Annotated in this window: 19 protein-coding genes; 10 read left to right on the top strand and 9 right to left on the bottom strand. The window is 56.5% G+C overall.

Going from position 1 to position 21,400, the window contains the following annotated elements:
• Positions 1 to 54: 54 nt before the first annotated feature.
• Positions 55 to 411 (top strand): MerR family transcriptional regulator, encoded by a 357-nt coding sequence (locus HOP44_RS19210; RefSeq protein ID WP_172256401.1) that lies wholly within the window; start codon positions 55 to 57, stop codon positions 409 to 411.
• A gap of 60 nt (positions 412 to 471) precedes the next feature.
• Here the strand turns inward: HOP44_RS19210 and HOP44_RS19205 are convergent, their stop codons facing one another.
• From HOP44_RS19205 to HOP44_RS19180, 6 genes are all read right to left on the bottom strand, one after another.
• Positions 472 to 666 (bottom strand): DUF4177 domain-containing protein, encoded by a 195-nt coding sequence (locus HOP44_RS19205; RefSeq protein ID WP_172256399.1) that lies wholly within the window; start codon positions 664 to 666, stop codon positions 472 to 474.
• Complete coding sequence (locus tag HOP44_RS19200) at positions 659 to 859, bottom strand: hypothetical protein (RefSeq protein WP_172256397.1); 201 nt, start codon at positions 857 to 859, stop codon at positions 659 to 661. Before HOP44_RS19200 ends, HOP44_RS19205 begins: the two co-directional genes overlap by 8 nt.
• 117 nt (positions 860 to 976) lie before the next feature.
• On the bottom strand, positions 977 to 2,272 hold the full coding sequence (locus HOP44_RS19195) for an ABC transporter permease (protein ID WP_172256395.1): 1,296 nt from the start codon (positions 2,270 to 2,272) through the stop codon (positions 977 to 979).
• Entirely contained in the window at positions 2,269 to 3,165 is an 897-nt protein-coding gene (locus HOP44_RS19190) for an ABC transporter ATP-binding protein (RefSeq protein ID WP_172256393.1), read from the bottom strand. The genes HOP44_RS19195 and HOP44_RS19190 overlap by 4 nt, the downstream gene beginning before the upstream one ends.
• 470 nt (positions 3,166 to 3,635) lie before the next feature.
• Complete coding sequence (locus tag HOP44_RS19185) at positions 3,636 to 5,219, bottom strand: sensor histidine kinase (protein WP_172256391.1); 1,584 nt, start codon at positions 5,217 to 5,219, stop codon at positions 3,636 to 3,638.
• A complete protein-coding gene (locus HOP44_RS19180; RefSeq protein WP_343059968.1) occupies positions 5,216 to 5,893 on the bottom strand; it encodes a response regulator transcription factor in 678 nt (225 codons plus the stop codon). Before HOP44_RS19180 ends, HOP44_RS19185 begins: the two co-directional genes overlap by 4 nt.
• A gap of 270 nt (positions 5,894 to 6,163) precedes the next feature.
• On the opposite strand from HOP44_RS19180, the gene HOP44_RS19175 reads away from it, so the two are divergent.
• The 4 genes from HOP44_RS19175 (at position 6,164) to HOP44_RS19160 (ending at position 9,510) form a co-directional block, all read left to right on the top strand.
• Positions 6,164 to 6,556, top strand: coding sequence for a hypothetical protein (locus tag HOP44_RS19175; protein ID WP_172256387.1), 393 nt, complete (start codon positions 6,164 to 6,166; stop codon positions 6,554 to 6,556).
• A 227-nt stretch (positions 6,557 to 6,783) separates the two neighbouring features.
• Positions 6,784 to 8,556, top strand: coding sequence for a glycoside hydrolase family 13 protein (locus HOP44_RS19170; protein ID WP_172256385.1), 1,773 nt, complete (start codon positions 6,784 to 6,786; stop codon positions 8,554 to 8,556).
• Between the two features lie 316 nt (positions 8,557 to 8,872).
• Entirely contained in the window at positions 8,873 to 9,112 is a 240-nt protein-coding gene (locus HOP44_RS19165; protein WP_172256383.1) for a hypothetical protein, read from the top strand.
• 53 nt (positions 9,113 to 9,165) lie between these two features.
• Positions 9,166 to 9,510, top strand: coding sequence for a hypothetical protein (locus HOP44_RS19160; protein ID WP_172256381.1), 345 nt, complete (start codon positions 9,166 to 9,168; stop codon positions 9,508 to 9,510).
• Between the two features lie 265 nt (positions 9,511 to 9,775).
• On the opposite strand, the gene HOP44_RS19155 is transcribed toward HOP44_RS19160, so the two are convergent.
• The gene (locus HOP44_RS19155; RefSeq protein WP_172256379.1) at positions 9,776 to 10,264 is read right to left on the bottom strand and encodes a GNAT family N-acetyltransferase; all 489 of its coding nucleotides are present in this window, start codon (positions 10,262 to 10,264) and stop codon (positions 9,776 to 9,778) included.
• A gap of 181 nt (positions 10,265 to 10,445) precedes the next feature.
• Here HOP44_RS19155 and HOP44_RS19150 point away from each other — a divergent pair, with 181 nt between their 5' ends.
• Positions 10,446 to 11,144, top strand: a complete 699-nt coding sequence (locus tag HOP44_RS19150; protein WP_172256377.1) for a serine/threonine-protein kinase — start codon at positions 10,446 to 10,448, stop codon at positions 11,142 to 11,144.
• Between the two features lie 176 nt (positions 11,145 to 11,320).
• Here HOP44_RS19150 and HOP44_RS19145 read toward each other — a convergent pair whose 3' ends face one another.
• Complete coding sequence (locus tag HOP44_RS19145; RefSeq protein ID WP_172256375.1) at positions 11,321 to 12,049, bottom strand: ATP-binding cassette domain-containing protein; 729 nt, start codon at positions 12,047 to 12,049, stop codon at positions 11,321 to 11,323.
• On the bottom strand, positions 12,042 to 13,514 hold the full coding sequence (locus HOP44_RS19140; RefSeq protein WP_172256373.1) for an amino acid ABC transporter substrate-binding protein/permease: 1,473 nt from the start codon (positions 13,512 to 13,514) through the stop codon (positions 12,042 to 12,044). The genes HOP44_RS19145 and HOP44_RS19140 overlap by 8 nt, the downstream gene beginning before the upstream one ends.
• 519 nt (positions 13,515 to 14,033) lie before the next feature.
• On the opposite strand from HOP44_RS19140, the gene HOP44_RS19135 reads away from it, so the two are divergent.
• The 4 genes from HOP44_RS19135 (at position 14,034) to HOP44_RS19120 (ending at position 21,044) form a co-directional block, all read left to right on the top strand.
• Positions 14,034 to 15,167, top strand: coding sequence for an NADH-dependent flavin oxidoreductase (locus tag HOP44_RS19135; protein ID WP_172256371.1), 1,134 nt, complete (start codon positions 14,034 to 14,036; stop codon positions 15,165 to 15,167).
• 370 nt (positions 15,168 to 15,537) lie between these two features.
• Positions 15,538 to 17,010, top strand: a complete 1,473-nt coding sequence (locus tag HOP44_RS19130; protein WP_172256369.1) for a sensor domain-containing diguanylate cyclase — start codon at positions 15,538 to 15,540, stop codon at positions 17,008 to 17,010.
• A gap of 382 nt (positions 17,011 to 17,392) precedes the next feature.
• Entirely contained in the window at positions 17,393 to 18,499 is a 1,107-nt protein-coding gene (locus HOP44_RS19125) for a LacI family DNA-binding transcriptional regulator (RefSeq protein WP_281367820.1), read from the top strand.
• A gap of 181 nt (positions 18,500 to 18,680) precedes the next feature.
• The gene (locus HOP44_RS19120) at positions 18,681 to 21,044 is read left to right on the top strand and encodes a glycoside hydrolase family 65 protein (RefSeq protein WP_172256358.1); all 2,364 of its coding nucleotides are present in this window, start codon (positions 18,681 to 18,683) and stop codon (positions 21,042 to 21,044) included.
• Positions 21,045 to 21,400 lie beyond the last annotated feature (356 nt).

Here is a 21,400-nt window from a genome sequence, read left to right as displayed (position 1 = left end):
ATATTGATTAGAGTTAACTCTAAGTCAAGTCGAAATCCAAAGGAGGGTTTATCCATGTATACGATTGGAGAAACGGCGGGACTGCTCGGCATCAGCGCCCATACACTCCGGTATTACGAAAAAGAAGAAATCATCGTCCCGCTTCGGGATACGGGCGGCGACCGACGCTATACCGAATCGCATATCAAATGGCTGCAGTTCGTGATTAAACTCAAGGAAACGCAGATGCCGATCGCTTCGATCAAAAAATACGCCTCGCTGGTGACGGAAGGCGAACAGACTGCGCTTGATCGGCTGAATCTGCTGGCCGAACACCAACGCTCGGTTCGGGCGCAGATCCAAATGCTGCAGGATGCGGACGGGATGCTGACGTTCAAAATCGCCTCCTACCGGACCTTGACCGAAGCATAAAGGCAGGGTTGTGCTTACGCTTCAATGAAGCATACAGCACAACCCTGCCTCTTTTCGTCATTATGCTTCCTGCGCGACCCGCTCAAAGATCAGTTCGTAAAAAGTCGCGCTGCCGAAACCGGCAGTAGTCGGGGCGAAAATCTGATTCAATCTCCAGCCCTCCGCTGCGTGCTCATGCACGATATCGTGGTAGGGCTCTTTGGGTTGGCTCTTGAAACGGTCGAGTTCCACTTTGACGAACTTGTATTCATACATGTCCGATTCCCCCTTGATGGTGCAGCAGTCCGCCTCGGCGAAGCTGCTGTTCTTCGATGTCCAGAAACACGCCATAGGAAGCGACGTCGCCGCTCTGCGAGCGGATCCACCGCAGGTACTCGCTCGCGGGGCCGTCGTGACGCCCGACGAGGGCGCGCGCTTTGAGCAGCAGCGGAACGACTTTTCCAAGCATAACCGATCCCTCCTTGAGATTGGGAATGTGCAGTCGGCCGGTTCGAAGCGGGTTCCGTCGCAGAAGCTTGACGAGGCGCGAATACCCGGATCGAAAATTCAGGCGGAGAGCTTCTGCTTAAGCTGCGTCTTTTGCGCCGGGAGCGGACGTTCCGGGCTGCGAGCGGGAAGCTTTCTTCCCTGTGGAACCGAGCATCTTGAGCATGGTCACAACCGAAGGCTTCTGTCCGTACAGCAGCACACCGCCGCGGTAGATTTTGGCGGAGATCCAGCCGACGACAAGCGTCGATACCGCCAGGATCACAAGCGGAAGCACGATTTCCATCAGCGCCGGTTCTCCGGCCCCCACTCTGGCCAGCAGCACCATCGGCGTCAGGAACGGAATGTACGACGAGATGACCGCGAGCGTCCCGTCCGGGCTGCCCAGCGAGACCATGGCAACCATGAATCCGGCCATCAGCAGCATCGCGACCGGCATGCTGGCTTGGCTCAGTTCTTCGCTGCGGCTGACCATCGAGCCTGCAGCGGCAAACAGCGTCGAGTAGAAGAAGTATCCGAGTACGAACAGCGCCGCCGAGACGAACAGCGTAGGTCCGCCGAGAATCGACAGATCAATCGACAGGCCGCCTACCGACAATCCTTCTCCCGAACCCGCGAAGTTGACGATCAGGGCGCCGAAGCCGAAAATAATGGCGAACTGCAGCATACCGGCCAGGCCGACACCCGCCACTTTGCCCGCAAGCAGCTGACCCGGGCTTACTTTTGTAATGAGGATCTCCTGGATACGCGATCCTTTCTCGACGGATACCGAAGTGGCAACGTTGCCCGCGAACAGATAGATCATGAAGAAGAGCAGAACGATCAGGGCGTATACGGGAAGATAAGTCTCGGTCATCGACTTGCCTCCGCCGTTCAGTTCGTTCCAGGCGAAGTCGGGCTGCGCCGTAATCGCCGCCGCTTGATCGCCGGTCAATCCGAGTGCGCCAATACGGGCGTTCGTGTTCAGACGTTCCACGTAAGCGGCGAGATTCTGCGCGAAATCGATATCTTCCTGGCGATTCACCGACAGCGTAATCCGCGGAGCCGCCGCAGCCGTGCCGTCTTCGATCCGGACAATCGCCGCCAGATCTTCGCTTTGAAGCCGTGCCGTCAAAGCCTCGCTGTCGCCCGGCTGCGCCAGTTCCCATTCATACAGCGGAGATACCGCCGTGCGGAGAGCTTCGTCCCCGATCTCCAGCTGCGACGTATTTACAACGGCAACCGTGCCTTCGTTGAGGGCCGGGTCCCCGAGGAATTTCGGGATCAGGACGACTGCCGCAATCAGCGCGACCAGCAGCAGCGTCATCCATTTGAACGAATTGGAGCGGACACGCTCCCTGAACGAATAGCCGAATACGATTCCGAAGTTTCTCATACCGCTTCCCCCACCTTTTCAATAAAGATTTCATGCAGCGTCGGTTCCTTAATCTCGAATTTCAGCAGCGGAATTCCCGCTTCTCCGATTCTCCGCATCAGCTCGTGCGCCTGCGCTTCCCCGCTTACCTTGAGCATCCACTCCTGCGCGTCGCGCCGAATATCCGTGAACCCGCTTGCGTTCAGTACCGGTGTCAGATCGCTCTCGCTGCGAAGAACCAGATTGCTGCGTCCGTAAGAGCGCTTGATCTCCGCAAGCTTGCCTCCGATCTGCATGCGGCCTTTTTTCATAATCGCGATATTCTCGCAGAACTGTTCGACCTGCATCATCTGGTGGCTGCAGAAGACAAGAGCTTTGCCCGCCGCGATCTGTTCTTTGACCACCGAAGCCAGCATGTCCGAATTCACCGGATCGAGTCCGCTGAACGGTTCGTCCAGAATGACCAGTTCGGGATCGTGAATGAGCGCCGAGATGATCTGGACTTTCTGCTGATTGCCTTTGGACAGCTGCTCGACCCGCTTGTGTTCGTGTTCCCCGATTCCGAGACGCTCCAGCCAATTTTTCAGCGCTTTGTGTGCCGCCTGCTTCTTCATGCCTTCCAGACGGGCCAGATAGACAAGCTGCTCGCTGACCGTTTCCTTCGGATACAAGCCGCGTTCTTCCGGCAGGTAGCCGACACTCGGACGGTTCGTGAGGAACGGTCTATCGTTCCAGAGCACTTCGCCCCGTTCATATTCGAGCAGCCCCAGCACCGAGCGGATCGTCGTCGTCTTGCCTGCGCCGTTGCCTCCGAGCAGCCCGAACGCTTCGCCCGCCTCTACAGTCAGTGAAATATCGTCCACGACAACCTTGTCTTCGTAACGCTTGCCCAAATGCTTGATCGAAAGTGTCATCTTGATCGCTCCTTTTGTCTGTCCTTAGAATGGCTTATGATCGTGCCGCTTTTGAACAGCGTTCTTGGCAAAAGCGGCGAGCTGTGTATGTACAGTGATTACTGTGTATGTCTATATGCACACTATATTACGGGAGGAGCTTTCTGTCAAACGATTTTGCGAAAAAAAGAAAATCCTGCCGGGAACCGACAGGGTTGGGGAGCAGCGAAAACCGCGCCACTTCAAGGTTTATCGTGATTTTGAACACAAAAAAATCACTCCGTCCATCCGGTGCGTACCGATGGACGGAGCGAAAGAGGTGTGTATAGCAAGGGGGTTCACTGTGTATATACGAGGCAGTGTGTATATCCGGAAGCGGTGTGCATACGCAGAAGCCGATCCGATGCGCAGACGCGATACGCCTGTCACCGGTCCGGCTTCGGCAGCGCCGCCGGAATTTCGCCGCGAACGAAAAGCGTACCCAACGATGCTCAAGATGGCTTGGAAGCGGGCGGCCAGATCGTAATCACCGTGCCGCCTTCGCCGCTCTCGATGCTCCACTGCATCTGCATCTCCCGGATCATCAGATAGACGATCGACAAGCCGATTCCGGCTCCTTCGGCCGGATTGCGGCGCACGGTCCGATAACCGCCCGATACGGACGGATCATCCGCCTGCGCGGAAACGGCCGAACGTTCGGCAGTCGGAGCCTCTTCGATCGAGCGCCCCTCCGCCGCCCCGGCCGCGGCAGGCGATTCCGTCTGCCGTGCGGCCGGAAGTCCCGGTCCTTTGTCCCGGATCTGCAAAGGCCGCCGTCCGTCTCTTCCTTCCGGTCCGAGCGACAGACCGATATACCGCCCTTGCTTCGCATGGCGGACGGCATTCTGGAACAGATTGTCCAGGATGCGCATCAACCATTCCCGGTCCATACGCCAGATTAGCGCTTCGTCCGGAAGGTCGGCATCGACTTCCATATGTTCTTTCTCGAACACGGGATACCACTGCGCGGCGGCCGCCCGCACGATGCGCAGCACATCCGTTTCTTCGATCCGCATCGGATAACGTCCGGCGGCAATGAGAGTGTACGAGAGCAGATTGTCGATCAGTCCGCCGAGATCGTCCAGTTTGCGGGTCATCAGCGCCAGCGATTCCCGTCCGCGGTCGCCAAGAGGCTCCTGCTCCAGCGAATAGGCATGGCTGCGAATGACCGTAAGCGGAGTACGCAGATCGTGCGACAAGTTGGCGATCAGCTTTTTGCGCAGTTCTTCTTCTTCGCGCTCGCGTTCCCGGCCCGCTCTCAGCTTCGCCACCATCTCGTCGAAAGTCCTTCCAAGCGCGGCGATCTCGTCGCGCCGCCGCTCGGGTCCGACCGGCATCGGCATCCCGTGTTCGTCGTAAGCGGTCATGGCAGCCTGAAGCCGGACCAGACGCCTGCGGATCCGATAGAAGAATGCCCAGAACATAATGGCGAACAGGATAAACAGCAGCACAAACAGCGTGACCGCAAAGACCTGCGACAGCCGCAAATTCTGATCCGGTACCGTCGTCGCCGTCAGCTCCCGCGGCACCTGCGCAACCAGAAATCCCTGCCCCGTATCCTGCCTATCGTCTTCGCCTTCCCCGACAAAAGCGACGATGGTAAATTCCGGCGCCTGGTACGCATAGGCCCGCTTCATAAACTCCGCCATCCATCCGGCCGTCCATACCTCGGGAATTCCGGCACGTTTCGGCTCTTCGAGAACCGTACGGCCTTCCGCATTTACCGCCGCAACCGACACAAGCGGATTCTTGCGGTGAAATTCACGCATAACGCCAACGATCTTGGACGCATCCGCTCCGTCCAACTTGGCCGCAAGTTCGTGCCAGTCGCTCTCCAGAACCGCTGTCGATACGCCCTGCTCGGGATCGACCTGCCGCTTCTCCGGCTGCCAGATGAAGTAGGTATATCCGAGATACACGGCCGTGACGACAAACACAATGATCGGCAGCATAAAAATAGCCAACCCGACCAGCATCAGATAGCGGGCCATCAAGGAATGCCGGAACTTCATGGCCGCCTGGCGTTTTTTGCTCATCCTTTTACCCGATAGCCGATGCCCCGGACGGTCTCCACGATCTGCGGGCTGCCGGGATCGCGTTCGATCTTCTCGCGCAGATACCGGATATGCACCATCAGCGTCTTGTCGCCGTCCATATAAGGTTCGCCCCATACCGCTTCATAAATCTGTTCCTTGGTCAGAATCTGTCCGAGATGGCGCAGGAAATACATGAAAATATGAAACTGCTTGCCGGTCAGCGCAATCTCTTCGCCGGTATCCGTATCTTCTACCCGGTTCTCGCGTTCGTATACGAGCAGATGGCCGATACGGCGTCCTTCCGGTTCGGCGGGTGCCGAGCGGCGCAGCATCACTTCGATCCGCGCGGCCAGCTCGTCCGGATGAAACGGCTTGGTCAGGTAATCGTCGGCAAACCGCAGCGCTTCGAGTTTGTCGTCGATCGACGTGCGCGCCGACAGCATCATCACCGGCATCGACGGCCGATCCCGCTTCAAGCGCTGGCCGACCGTGAATCCGTCCAGCCCCGGCAGCATGATGTCCAGAACCGCGGCATCGCATTCCCCGGCCGCTTCGGAGGCGCCTTCCCCGCTCTCGAGCCAGACTACCCCGTATCCCCGTTCTTCGAGATTGCGTACCACCCACTCGCCGATCTGTCGTTCGTCTTCGATATACAGCACCGTTTTTTTGCTCACTTTTCCAATCCTCCCACTCCGGACCCTCGGGCGCGGCCGCTTCTTCGCGCCCCTGTATCCGCTCTGCGTCCATGATACCAGCATTTGCGCTTCGGGGCACATAGGGACACGATTCGCCGGTCCTGTTTTTTCAATAAAGCCCGTTTCTTTCCTCTACGTATTCGGGTAATGAAAAGTACACTTTTTGTTCCGATTTTCGGAGCCGATTTCTGAAGTTTTACCGCCCTATGTCCCCAGCCCGATCATTCCATTCACAAGGAGGGAAGCGTTATGATGCCCGTCGCTATCGCGCTGATCCTGGGAGCCGTGCTGCTCGGCGGAGCCCTGGCCGCGGCGCTCGTCGTCCGCTCCAAACGCAGCCGCCGGTCTTCGGGCAATCTCGTCGATCTCGCCGCCGCCCGCCGCCGCAAACTGCGTACCGCCCCGGCCAAATCGGCCCAGGCTGAACCTGTCAAGCCGAAACGCGCAGCCGCTTCTTCCTCCCCCGGGGCCGATATCCGCGGATTCGTCCCCAAGAATGGTGACGGGCGCCAGCAGCCCTGCTCGTACTGCCAGAAGAAAAGCGATTCGATCGCTTTTTATGTCGACGATTACGGCAAATTGGTCGGCGTATGCAAAGAATGCCGCAAATCGGCCAAAAACCGCGACCTGATGCCGCTTTAATCGAAAGGTTACGCTTCACGTGGAACTTTTTTGAAAGACGGACGAACGGATCGCTCCCCCTGCATCGTGACGGGGAACGGTTCGTTCGTCTTTTTTTGCAGAGCGGGTTCCGCTTTCGGACAGCGGCTGTGTTTCTCGCTTCCCGCTTCCGGGGTATACCTTTTTTGTCGGTGCCCGGCGCACCATGCCACTATTCCATTATTCCGATACCCAAGGGGGATTATCCAATGCTGCTTGAAGCGATTGAACACCGGCCGAAACTGAACTGGGCCTACACCGTCGACCACGAAACGATCCACCTGCGTATCCGCACCCAAAAAAATGACGTGGAGCGAATCTTCGTTATCGGCGGAGACAAATACGCCTGGGACCGCACCCGCGAAGAAACCGCCATGCGCGTATTCGCCGCCGATGCGCTGTTCGATTACTGGGAATGCGAAATCAAGCCGCCTTACCGCCGTCTCAAATACGGATTCCGTCTGGAGAGCGGTTCGGACAAAGTCTGGATGAACGAAGACGGCTTCCACCATACGGAGCGCGAGACGTCCGACGACTTCTACGAAATCGCCTATATCAATCCGGAAGACATTCTGCAAACGCCCGACTGGGCCAAAAATGCCGTCTTCTATCAGATCTTCCCCGAACGTTTCGCGAACGGCGACAAGTCCCGCGATCCCGAAAACGTGGAGCCCTGGGGCGGCAAGCCGGAAGTGGACAGCTTCTTCGGCGGAGATCTGGAAGGCGTGCGCCAACATCTTGACTACATCGCGGATCTCGGCGTCAACGCGATCTACTTCACCCCGATCTTCAAAGCGCCGAGCAACCATAAATACGATACGGAAGATTATATGCAGCTCGATCCGCATTTCGGCGATATCGACACGCTCAAGAAGCTGATCGCGGAATGTCACGGGCGCGGTATCCGGGTGCTGCTCGACGCCGTGTTCAACCATTCGGGCAAAACGTTCAAACCGTTTGTCGACGTGAAGGAAAAAGGCGGGAAATCGCAGTACAAAGACTGGTTCCATGTCCGCGAATTCCCGATCGATGTCAAAGACGGCATTCCGACGTACGAGACGTTCAGCTTCGAGCCGAATATGCCGAAATTCAACACCGGCCATCCGGAAGTCAAAAAATACCTGCTCGAAGCGGCCCGCTACTGGATCGGCGAGATCGGCTTCGACGGCTGGCGGCTCGACGTGGCGGACGAAGTGGACCATAAGTTCTGGCGCGAGTTCCGCAATGTCGTCAAGGAAGCCAATCCGGAAGCCTATATTCTGGGCGAACTGTGGCACGAAGCGACGCCTTGGCTGCAGGGCGACCAGTTCGATTCCGCGATGAACTATCCGTTCACGTATGCGGTCCGGAACTTCGTCGCGCTGGAACAGACGGACGCGCTCAAATTCTCCCATTCGCTCGCGACGCAGCTGGCGCGCTATCCGCTGCCGGTCAGCCAAGCGGCGTTCAACCTGCTCGACAGCCATGACACGGAGCGTATGCTCACGATAGCCGGCGGCGACAAAAACAAGCTGAAGCTGTCCGTCGCGATCCAGATGACGTATCCCGGCACGCCGTGCGTCTACTACGGCAGCGAGATCGGCCTCGACGGCGGCCCGGATCCGGACTGCCGCAAGTGCATGGAGTGGGACGAGTCGAAGCAGGATCTCGAGCTGCATGCCTTTTACCGGAAAATGATCGCGCTGCGCTTGCAGCACAGCGCGCTGCGTACCGGCGCCTTCGACGTGCTGCACGCCGAAGCGGGCGGACGCGCGATCGCCTACCGCAGACAGGACGAAGACGGTACGTTCATCGTCGCGCTGAACGCATCGGAAACGGCGCAGAGCGTCGAAGTGGAAGCCGGCCGTTCCGGCGCGTGGAGCGTGCTCTACGCGGGCGGAGCCGATACGCAGCCGCAGACGGAAGGCAGCCTCAGCGCCGGCGGCGGCAAGCTGACGATCGAACTGCCGGCTTACGGGTATGCGGTACTGCAGGCGAAGTAAAAAACGAAATGTCCCCTTATCCGCATGCAAACGGACGGAAGCCTTGAGGCTTTCGTCCGTTTTTTCTTGGCAAATCGACTTCCGATCAAATTCCGTATGTCGCGATGGACCTGTGTGTTAGGCGCGGTTGTTATCCGGATCAGTTTAACGATTATCTCTGCCAGATTTCAACTTAAAAATAAAGCCTTTCGGAATCCCCTACTGCATAACTTCAAGCGCTGCCTTTCCGGATTTTGATCTTTGGTAGATACGCAGCAATCGGATGATATAAATGGCTTAAGAGCCATATACGGAAATTAAAAAGGGGAGATACCTTATGAATAAAAAAACGCTTCTTACAATTCTTCTTCCTGCTGGTGCTTTAACCTTGACTGCATCTCTTGTATTTGCATTGAACAATGAACAAAGTTCAACTTCTTCAAATACAACACAAGCTTCCTCTGAAAGCACGAGCAATAAAACAGAAAGTAACATGAAGGTAATCACAACAAGCGGTGAAACAAAAATTATGAAGCAGCCAACGAACTTGAAGCTGATGCGGATCTTGTTGTTTTAGCAAAATCTTCTTCTGAAACAAGATTTATTAATGAAGAACCCGATAATAACGGAATGCCACTGTGGTATTGGGCAGAAACCCAAGTGGAAGTTTTAAATGTTGAAAAAACGAATGAAGATGTGAAGATCGGTGAAGACGTTATCATCTACGAACCTTATACCATCTTCACAGACAGTTCAGAACAGCAGGTTAAAATCATTAACGAGAATTATAATGAATTGAAGCCAAATGAAGAATACATTCTTTTCTTAAAAAAGCACTCTGATGGAGGCTATATGCCACTTGGAGTTCACCAAGGCAAAGTTAATGTTACTGATCCAGTCGATGAGTCTAACAAAGTACTCAGTAATGAAGTCAAAAACGAATTTGAAAGTTTCATCGAAGAAGCAGCCAAGTAATCTGATTAATAATAAAAAGCAGCCTATTCCCTATAGATAGGCTGCTTCTTACTTTTCGTCCCAATCTCCATCGTCTGACCGTTCCAGGCCGTCCGAAGCGACCGGGAAAGGCAAGGTCCTCGCCTCTCAGGGCCGATGCCTTTTGATAGGAAGCGCAGGATAGCCGTCAGCTCGGGAAGCCAATTTCTCCGAATCCACGTCTCCCGGCAATTTACGTCGGCCTACAAAGATCCCCAAGCCCTGCGGCCTGGGGATCTTCTCTTTTTCACTTCAGTTCGAACATCTGGAACCGCCGGTCTTCTTCCATCTTCTCCAACAGCGGAGGAGCGCCCGTCAGTTCCAGAATCACCCGGTCCCAGAAGCGCTGGGCCGGAATATTGTTGGCCAGTTGGTGCAGGCCCCAGCGGCCCCGCTTCGTCTCGAATACGAGCCGGGCGGCGCGGCTGCCGACGCCGGTGCGGCGGTATTTGCGCAGGACGAAGAACTGCGAGAGGTAAGCCGCTTCGTTCTCCCAGAATTCGTGCACCATCGCGAACCCGGCAATCTGTCCGTCCGCGAGGATCAGATACGCGTAGTTGCCGCCCCACTTTTTCCAATAGAGCTCGAACTCCGCAAAATAAGGATACGTCCCGTCGGGGCGAACGCTCATCCCGGTAAATTCGCTAAAATCGTACAGATACAGCTGCCACAGCCGTTCGAACAGCCCACGGTCTGTGCTTCGGGCTTTCCTGATGTCCACATAGTCGATGTTCATTCGCCAAGTCCCCTAGTCTGTGTCGTGTATCCTCTAATTTACCAAACACCTTCCCAAAAATCCATTCGCCGATCGTCGGAACTCCGTCTGCGGACGGTTGCCTTGATGCCTCTTCGGGACTATGATAAGGAAAAAACAGACAGACGGACGCAAACGCCGTTTCCTCCAAGGAGTGAATGATATGATCCACAGCGGCGAGCAAGAACCCTCGATCCGCCTGATTGAAGATACCCTGCTGCCGGACGTGCGGCTCGAGAGCGCCGACCCGTTCAATCCGGTGGTCGTGCACCATACGCCGACGGACTGGAGACTGCTCGGCGCCGGCAATTACGCGGCGGTGTTCGAACACCCCATGCTGCCCGGCAAAGTCGTCAAAGTCTACGCTCCGGGACGTCCGGGCTGGCGGGAAGAATGCGAGGTCTACGAACGGCTGGGGACCCATCCCGCTTATTCGACGCTGTATGCGGCCGGCGTACAGGGCGAACACAGCTATCTCCTTCTCAAAAAGCTTGAAGGCAAAACCTTTTACAACTGTCTGCGCGACGGGACGCGGATTCCCGAGAAAGCGGTGCGCGATATCGACAAAGCACTCGACTACGCCCGTTCCCGCGGCTTGAATCCCAAAGACGTCCACGGCAAAAACGTGATGCTCAAAGACGGACGCGGCCTGGTTGTCGATATCTCCGATTTTCTGCAGGAGGGGCCGTGCATTATGTGGAAAGACCTCAAAAAAGCGTATTTTAAAATCTATAAACCTTTTATGCCCAAACGCGCTTTTCCGATGCCCGACTGGTCAATGGATTTGATCCGCTTCCTCTACCGCCGTCTGCGCAAGAAATCGCGCCTCGACGGCCGTCACCCTCAGGGCAGACGGATATAAGGGAAAGGCGCGCAAACCCGGTTAAGCGGGGAACCCGGTCGGCTTGGGAAACAAGGCTTCTGCCGTCTGCGAACCTCAAGAACGCCGAAGGTCATTTATCCATAAAAAAGAGGACAATCCGATAACGGATTGTCCTCTTTTTCGCAGCTGCACGGCTGCGAAATGCGGCCGGAAGCCTACAGCACTTTTTCCAGGAAGCTGATCGTCCGCTCGTGTTTCGGACTGCCGAATACTTCTTCCGGCGTGCCTTCTTCCACGATGTAGCCGCCGTCCATGAAGATCACGCGGTGCCCCACTTCGCGGGCGAAGCCCATTTCGTGCGTAACGATCACCATCGTCATGCCTTCCCGCGCCAGATCCTGCATGACGCCGAGCACTTCCCCGACCATTTCCGGGTCGAGCGCGGAAGTCGGTTCGTCGAACAGCATGACGTCCGGATTCATGGCCAGCGCGCGGGCGATCGCCACGCGCTGCTTCTGTCCGCCGGACAGCGAAGCCGGGTAAGCGTCCGCTTTGTCGGATAAACCTACGCGTTCCAGCAGGGCCAAGGCCTGCTTCTCGGCTTCGGCCGGTGTCATCTTTTTAAGTTCCACAGGCGCGAAGGTGATGTTCTTCAACACACTCATATGAGGGAACAGATTGAAATGTTGGAATACCATCCCGATATTCTCGCGAATTTTATTGATATCCGAGTTCTTGTCGCTCAAATCGTAATCGTCTACAACCACTTTGCCGGCACTGATCTCCTCCAGCAGGTTGAGGCAGCGGAGCAAGGTACTCTTACCGGAACCGGAAGGTCCGATGACGCAGACCACTTCGCCTTCGCCGATTTCCATATCGATGCCTTTGAGTACTTCGTTGCTTCCATAGCTTTTCTTGAGCCCCGTAACTTTGATCTTATCCACGGCCAATTCTCCTTTCGAGACGATCCGCAATCTTCGTGAGAATCGTGATAACAATCAGGTACATGATCGCAATTGTCAGATAGACGTCGAAGGTCTGGTATGTGCGTGCAATGACCAATTTGCCGGACTGCGCGAGTTCCACAAGACCGATGATCGACAGAATCGACGTATCTTTGAGCGTAATGACCATCTGGTTGATAAATGAAGGCACCATGACCTTGATCGCCTGCGGCAGGATAATCTTGCGCATCGTATTGCCGTAAGGAACGCCCAAGGAGCGGGCCGCTTCCATCTGGCCTTTGTCGATCGATTGAATACCGCCGCGGATGATTTCGGTCACATAAGCGCCTGCGTTCAAAGCAAGTGCCAGAATCGAAGCCATCCAGACTTCCATCTTGAAGCCGAAAGCCTGCGGAATGGCAAAGTAGATGAAGAAAGCCAAAATCAGCAGCGGAATGCCGCGGAACACGTCCACGAACACCGTCGCGATCCCGCGCAGGAATTTGTTATGGCTGACTTTCATGGAACCGAAAAGCAGACCGAGCAGGAACGCGAAGAACAGCGACACGATCGTGTAGAACATCGTATAGCCGAGGCCTGTCATGAACGCCGGCATGGATTCCCAGATCAAGCCCAGGCGGCTTTTCTTCGCGGCGGCTTCACCGCCGATATCCGCACCTGATGCCGCATCGACAGATCCCAGATACTGCGCAATGATCGCATCGTATTTGCCGCTGTTTTTCAGATTCGCAAGTCCTTGGTTGAACATCCGCATCAATTCGGGATTCTGGCCCTTATTGACCGCAAATCCGTACGAACCGCCCTTTTCCTTGTTCGTAACCGTCTTGATTCCGTTGCCCTGCTGAATGCCATAGGCAAGCACCGGGTAATCCTCGAACAAGGCCACGGAACCGCCCGCTTTGACTTCGTCCACGAGCTGCGAAGAATCGTCGAACGTTGCAAGCGTGAAACCGTATTTGTCTTTGATGGAATCGGCAAAAGTTGCTCCTTCTGTGCCGACTTTGACCGCTACACGCTTGCCGCGCAGATCTTCGTAACTCTTGATCGTATCATTGTCCGCGGCAACGCCCATCATTGGGCCCGCTTCGAAATAGGGATCGGAGAAATCGAAGGTTTGCTTCCGCTCGTCCGTAATGCTCATGCCGGCGATCACGCCGTCCACATTGCCGGACTGCAGCGCTTGAAGCGCCGCATTGAAGCCGAGCGACTTAATCTCGACTTTAAAGCCCTGATCTTCGGCAATCGCGTTAATCAAATCCATATCGATCCCGACAAAATCGCCGTTTGCATCTTGATATTCAAAAGGAGCAAACGTTGTATCGGTTCCGATCACATACGTTTTATTCGCTTCCGCGGCATGAGCCGACGGCACCAAACTTCCCATGAATGAGAAAAAGAACACAAGTAAAACCAAAAACCCCGTCATTTTTTTCTGTATACGCATATGTTCCTCCAGTCGCTGTGCCCGGTTTTTGAATTTTTAATTCATTTTACATGACCTGTGAACTATTGACCATGCCTCTGCACGAAAAAAATTAATAAATCCCGCAAAAGTGCTGACTGGGCGAGACATCCCGCCCAACCTGACATGTTATGTAATTTGGATAAAAAACGCTCTATGCCGTAAAACCTCCTGCTTGCTTTTTACCCGATTTTCGGCGGAATGATCGTGGCATTTTGACGCTTGAGCACGAAGTCATCGAATTTCGCGGAATTTTTTGGCCGAGAGCCTGCTCGTTTGCTCGATGCGAATGACCGATTCTATTGAACGATGTACATCGCAACTGGAAATTCGTCCGTGTTTTCGCCGCCCACGAATCATTTGAACCATTTAAATTTTACATAATTAAATGTCGAAAAATATTTTTCCGCAAAGCGTTGTAATCCGCATATCTTCTTACTATAATATACTTATGTGTTTTTAATAAACGTTCAGCACCCATTTTGAGGAGGAACTTCCCTTATGACTAACGCCAAATTCGCGAAACTGTTCGACAGCGTCGAACTGCACGACGGCATCAAACTGCAGAACCGCATCGTACTCGCTCCGATGACGCATTCTTCGTCCAACCCGGATCTGAGCGTTTCCGACGCCGAACTGAGCTACTACGAGCGCCGCACGAACAAGCTCGGACTGGCCGTGACCGCGGTTGCCCACGTGATGCCGGGCGGCATCGGCTTCCAGAATCAATTCGCCGCTTTCGGCGAATCGAATCTGCCGGGCCTGACCAAGCTTGCCTCCACGTTGAAAAAAGGCGGAGCCAAATCCGTTCTGCAAATCTTCCACGCCGGCATTCAGGGCCCCCGCGCACTTGTCCCTGAAGGCGACGTTGTCGGACCCAGCGAAATCGAACTGAAAGACGGTTCGAAATCCCGCGAACTGACAAACGAAGAGATCGAATCGATCGTCCTGGACTTCGGCCGCGCAACCGAACTTGCCATCCGCGCAGGATTCGACGGCGTGGAAATCCACGGCGCCAACGGCTACCTGATCCAGCAGTTTTTCTCCGGCTGGTCGAACCGCCGCGCAGACAAATGGGGCGGAAGCGTCGACGCCCGCTTGACGTTCCCGCTGGCCGTTGTCGACGAAGTGCAGCGCGCAGCCGCAGCCGCAACCAAAGAACCTTTCATCGTCGGCTACCGCTTCTCGCCGGAAGAGCCGGAAGAAGAAGGATTGACGATGGACCATACGTTCACGCTGCTTAAAGCGCTGGGCGGCAAAAATCTCAGTTATCTGCACGTATCGCTGATGGAGTATAACTCCAAGCCGCGCCGCGGCGGCGACCTGAACCGCACGCGCCTCGAGCAGATCGTCGAAGCCGCAGCCGGCACGCCGGTAATCGGAGTCGGATCGATCCATACGCCGGAGCAGGCTGTCGAAGCGGTCGAGCTGGGCGCCGCCATGGTCGCTCTCGGCCGCGAATTGATCGTCGAGCCGGATTGGGTACAGAAAGTCGAAGCCGGCCGGGAAGCCGACATCGCGGTAACCCTGACGCCTGCCGACCAGGATCGTCTGGTCGTTCCGGACAATCTGTGGGGTATGATCGTGGGGCTGCCGGGCTGGTTCCCGGTCGTCGAAGCCGAAACGGCCGAGTAAATCAGGTAACGGAGCAGGACATATAAGGGCGCACGAGCAGTAGGCGAACAAAGAGCGGCCGTGCGGGACTGACGAGTCCGGCTCGGAGAACGCCCGCGCCGCGTGCCGCCGCTCATATAGAGCAGTACCCGCAAATAACCCCATTCCCGCCCACCGGCGGGAATGGGGTTATTTTTTTGCGCTATGCGGCGTAATAGGCGATTTCCTACAGATTATGAAGCTTATTTTTGCGATTTCGACGATTATCCTCCCTTTTTCTCATTGATTTCATCTAAAAAATCCCATACCGTTAACATCATCGGAACGATGATGCGCCGACGGATTTCTTATTGAGCCTCGAGGCTCGTTTCGGTGGAAAGGAAGGCTTTTCTTGAATATATTATTTTACAACGATTCGCAAGATCAGCTGTTCCATATCAGTCCGCGTCAGCGGCGCGTGGCGCTTGCAGTCGCCTTAATTATGGCTTTCCTTACTTTGGCAGCCTTATTCTTCGCGGGAACGAAGCTGCCGGTCATGTCGGCGTTCTTCCCTGTGCTCGGCGCCTGGGGAGTGATGGGCGATGTGCTGACTTCGTTTATCCTGTTCAACCAGTTCCGGTCTTCGCGTATTTTTCCGCTGCTGCTGTTGGCCTGCACCTTTTTGTTGACCGGTATACTCAGCCTGTTTTATTTGCTGTCGCTGACCGGAATGCTGCCTCTGTCGGGCCTCTTCGCTTCCGGATCGCAGACAGCGGTTTGGTTATGGTGCTTCTGGCATTCGTGCTTTCCCCTGGGTATCCTTCTATTCATGGGATCACTCCATTTCAATAAAAAAATCATCGATCGCCGTCTGCTCCCCCGCTATCTGTTCAGCGGAACCACAGCGGTTCTGCTGATCGGAGTTCTGCTGCTGGCGCTGGCTACCGCCGGGCAGGACAAACTTCCGGTTTTGATCGAAGACGGCAATTACCGCAGGCTGATCGAAACCGCAGTCGGGCCTGCGATCTGGGCCTTGTGTGCGCTCGCTTCTGTCTGCTCGGTGTTTCCCTACAAAAAGCGCGGCGTTCTTCGGGTATGGCTCAGCGTCGCCGTGTTTGCTTTTCTGCTGGGGGTTACTCTGAGCCTCGCGGCCGGAGAACGCTATACGCTGGGTTGGTACGGGGCCAGGATCGATTCCCTGATCGCATCGACCGTAGTGCTGCTGTCCATCATCAGCGAAGTGAACAAACTCTTCGTCCGACTAAGACGCCAGCACGAAGAACTTGAAGAATCCCAGCAGGCGCTGGAATCCGCCAACGAGCAGCTCAAGGAATTGTCGGGCATCGACAGCCTGACCCGGATCGCCAACCGGCGCAAATTCGACGAAGTGCTGAAGCAGGAACTGAACGCCCCCCAGCGGGCCAAAGAACATCTGTCCCTGCTGATGATCGATATCGATTTTTTCAAAGCGTATAACGACCATTACGGCCATTTGGGCGGAGATATGGTGCTGCGAAGCGTGGCGCCCCGTCTGGAAGCGGAAGCGCTTGCCCACTTCGGCTTCACCGCCCGCTACGGCGGCGAGGAATTCGCAATCATCCTGCCGGGACACAGCGAGCTTGAAGCGGAGCAGATTGCGGAACTTATGCTCGAAAGCGTCCGTTCCCTGGCGATTCCGCATCAGTATTCGGACGTCTCCGACCAGATTACGATCAGTATCGGCGGCTGTACGCTTAGGCCCGGCGAGAAGTCGAATGCCCACGACTTTATCGGACGCGCCGACGAAGCCCTTTACCGGGCGAAGCATGAAGGCCGCGCGCGATTCGTATTCGCCAATTCGGCGCGAGATTCGTGTCTGCATCCGTTTGAAACTACGTCCCACTAGTCGATCCGGGCGCAACTGACGCGGGAGAATTCTCCCAGATCCCGCCGGCCAGATAAACGTCGGCATTCGAGACCTGCAGGGCGCTGCGGAACTTCCGCCACCGCTGCGCATTTTTCTCCGCCGTCTCGGAAACTGCGATCTTCGGTCCGTTCTTCGTAGATAGGCTTGGCGGCCGGTCCGGATTGTCGAATTTCAGATCGGGCATTTCATCCCGGGACGTGTCCCTATAAGGGCTGCCGTTCTTGGCCTGCGACGGACTGCCGCGGCCGGCCTATCTTGCCCCCCCAAGAAGAACGCTTGTGCAAACCTTTGTTTCATAAAAATGGAAAATAATTAAATTCGTTGAAAATGCGCATTTACAAGGCTTGGCGTTTGAATTAACATGAAGACGCGTACAAAGCATTTTCTGACCCGGAAAAGCGCGGAAGCGTCACGAACAAGGAGGCTTCTTATGTCCGTTACCATCAAGGACGTCGCCAGGAAAGCGGGCGTTTCGCCGTCTACCGTGTCCCGGGTCCTCTCCAATCATCCGCGTATCAGTGCCGCGACTGCGCGCAAGGTGCGGGAGATCATGGAGGAGATGGGCTATCATCCGAACATGATGGCGAAAAGTCTCGTTTCCAAAACGACCAAAAGTATTTGCGTCATTCTGCCCAAACCGGCGGAAGAGCTGTTCTTGAATCTGTTCTTCATGGAATTGATCCGAGGGATCGTGGCCCAAGCGGCGCGTTCCGGTTACGACGTACTGATCAGCTCGGGAGCCAGCGAAGCGGAAGAAGTCGAAGCCGTCGCCCGGCTTGTGAACGGCCGCCGCGTCGATGGTGCCGTGCTTCTCTATTCGCGCAAAGACGACCCGGTCGTCGAATTCCTCAAGCAGCGCGAATTTCCGTTCGTGCTGGTCGGCCGCAGCGAGCGCTATCCCGATATTCTGTCGGTGGATACCGACAACGTGCAGGCCGCTTACGACGCGGCGCGCCACCTGATTTCGCTCGGCCACGAGCGGATCGGCTTTGTCGGCGGACCTCCGAATATGGTCGTCTCGATGGACCGGATGCAGGGCTACCGCAGAGCGATCGAGGAAGCCGGCCTGCCGCTGCGCGAAGACTGGATCGTCGAAGGCGAATTCCTGCAGGACAGCGGCTACCGGGCCATGTCCATGCTCATGAGTCTGCCCGAACGGCCGAGCGGCATGCTGGTCGTCGACGACTTTGTCACGTTCGGCGTGATCCGGGGGCTGAACGAACTCGGCTACCGGATTCCGCAGGATCTGAGCATCGTCAGCTTCAACAATCTGGCGCTGGCCGAATTGTCGAGCCCGCCGATCAGCAGCGTCGATATCGGCAGCTACCATCTGGGCTATACGGCTTCCCAGACCCTTATCCGTGCGGTGGAGACGCCGCGCGAAGAGCGGACAAGCGTCCGGCATATTATTCCCCATCGCCTGATCGTGCGCGAATCTTCGCTGTTCGCGCCGGTCCGCAAAGCTTGAAACGGCTGTTCGTCCGGCCGGGAAACGGAGCTTGCCGTCTTGGCGGCTTCGTCTCCCGGTTGGACTTTATCTTATAGTTCAAACGTTTGCACAAAAGCGGAAGCCTGCCGGCTGCGCAGCATTTCCTTCTCTGCCGCCGTACGCCTCCGCCATTATCCCACTCGACAAGGAGAGATCCAGCATGAAACCGTACCTCAAAGTCAACGCATGGCGCATTATCGAAGAAGGTTTCGACCCGGCCCTGAACGAGGTTTCCGAGAGCGTCTTCAGTATCGGCAACGGATATATGGGACAGCGGGCGAATTTCGAGGAGCAGTACGGAGGTGCTTCCCTGCAGGGCAGCTATATGGCGGGCGTCTATTATCCGGACAAAACGCGGGTCGGCTGGTGGAAAAACGGCTATCCCGAATATTTCGCCAAAGTGCTGAACTCTGTCAACTGGATCGGGATCGACGTGGAAATCGACGGCGAGCGGCTCGATCTGTCTACCGCTTCGGCGGAAGATTTCACGCGCACGCTGGATATGCGCGAAGGCACGCTGCGCCGCTCGTTCACGGCCGTCCTTCCCAGCGGCAAAAAAGTGCGCGTCGAGTCGCTGCGTTTCGTAAGCGTGCCCTACAAGGAAATCGGCGCTATCCGCTACTCCGTCACTCCCCTGGATGAACCGGCGCAGCTCAAATTGACCCCGTACCTCGATGCGGATGTGGCGAACAAAGACTCCAATTACGAAGAAAAATTCTGGGATACGATCTCGCAGCATGCGGCTGTCGACCACGCAAGCGTCGAAGTCCGTACCAAAAAGCTCGACTTCCGCGTCGCTTCGCATATGGTGTACGAGCTGGCGGCGAGCGGCGATCCGAATCAAGAGTTCCACGTGGAAGCGCAAACGCATAAACGGGACAAGTTCGCGGGACTCTCGCTGTCGCTGCGGGCCGAAGCTAACCAGACGATCACGCTCTGCAAATACGTCGCCAACGTCACTTCGCGCGATTACGAACCCGAAGCGCTGGGCGATACGGCGCGGCAGTTGGCGAACGAAGCGCTCGAACTCGGCTTCGATGCCCTGCTGGAAGCGCAGCGCGCAGCCTGGGCGGAGAAATGGCGCGACGGCGACATTGTCATCGAAGGCGACGAGAAAGCGCAGCAGGCGATCCGGTTCAATATTTTCCAGCTGCATCAGACGTACACGGGCGAAGACGACCGGCTGAACATCGGACCCAAAGGCTTCACGGGCGAGAAATACGGCGGCAGCACCTACTGGGACACCGAAGCGTACTGCCTGCCCTTCTATCTCAGCACCGCCGATCAGAACGTCGCTCGCAACCTGCTGATTTACCGCTACAAGCACCTGGAAAAAGCGAAAGAGAATGCCGCCAAGCTCGGTTTCTCCAAAGGCGCCCTGTATCCGATGGTGACGATGAACGGCGAAGAATGCCACAACGAGTGGGAGATCACGTTCGAGGAGATCCACCGCAACGGCGCGATCGCCTATGCGATCTACAACTATGTCGAATATACCGGCGACAGCGCCTACCTCGGCGAATACGGCTTCGAAGTGCTGGCCGAACTGTCGCGCTTCTGGGAAGAACGGGTCAATTATTCGGAGCGCCGCGGCGCTTACCTGATTCTCGGCGTTACCGGTCCGAACGAATACGAGAACAACGTCAGCAATAACTGGTACACGAACCGGATGGCGGCCTGGACGCTGGAGTACACGCTGGAAGTGGCGGAACTTCTGAGAAAAGAGCAGCCGGAAGCTTTTGCCGCCGTGACGCAGCGAATCGGCCTTCGGGACGAGGAAACGGCGAAATGGGCGGACATCTCGGCGCGCATGCTGCTGGCGGAAGATCCGGGCACCGGCGTATTCCTGCAGCAGGACGGCTTCCTGGACAAAGACATCCTGCCGGTCTCGCAGCTCGATCCCGCCCACCTGCCGCTTAACCAGAAGTGGTCGTGGGACCGCATTCTGCGTTCGTGCTACATCAAACAGGCGGACGTGCTGCAGGGATTGTTCTTCCTCGGCGACCGCTACGGTCTGGAGACCAAAAAGCGCAATTTCGACTTCTATGAACCGATTACGGTGCACGAGTCCTCGCTGTCGCCGTGCGTGCACGCGATTCTGGCGAGCGAACTGGGCTATACGGAAAAAGCGTACGAAATGTATCTGCGCACTTCGAGACTCGATCTCGACAACTACAACAACGACACCGAAGATGGCTGCCACACGACGAGTATGGCCGGCACGTGGATGTCCGTCGTGCACGGCTTCGGCGGCCTGCGCGTCCGCGGCGGACGCCTGGTCCTGAATCCGTTCAGCCCGGGCAGCTGGACATCGCTGTCGTTCAAAGTCGGCTTCCGCGGAGCACGGCTGCAGGTGACCGTGGCCGGCGGCCGCACAATCGTGCACAACGAAGGTCCGGAAGCCGCTCGCCTGACTCTCTACGGCCGCGAGGTCGAACTCGCGGCCGGCGGCAGCGTCTCCGGCGAGCACGACCCGCATGACGGGGCGCCGGAAGCGGAAGCCGGTACGGCTGCGCTGGAGTAGGGCTCGGGGCGAAACGTAGGAGCCGGGCGCAGCGCACAGCAATCCGGGGCGAAGCGACCGCGTAGGAGCCGGGCTCGGAGCGCAGCGGCGTGAGAGCCGGGATGATGCTGCGCAGCACGCGGCGAATAGGCCGCATCGAAGATCCGGCAGTTTTATGAAAAAGGGCGCCTTCTTTTTATAAGAAGGCGCCCTTTTTCATGTCAACGGATCGGCGAACCCGCAGCCGATCCAAATCCCCCTTCCCTCCCGTTCGCCAACCGCCGTCGTCCCTCCTTCGGCTTCGGCTTCGGCTTCGGCTTCGGCTTCGGCTTCGGCTTCGGCTTCGGCTTCGGCTTCGGCTTCGGCTTCGGCTTCGG

Origin of the sequence: Saccharibacillus deserti (genome assembly GCF_013618475.1) — a bacterium.
Taxonomy (GTDB): domain Bacteria; phylum Bacillota; class Bacilli; order Paenibacillales; family Paenibacillaceae; genus Saccharibacillus; species Saccharibacillus deserti.
This window is presented reverse-complemented; position numbering and strand designations above follow the sequence as displayed.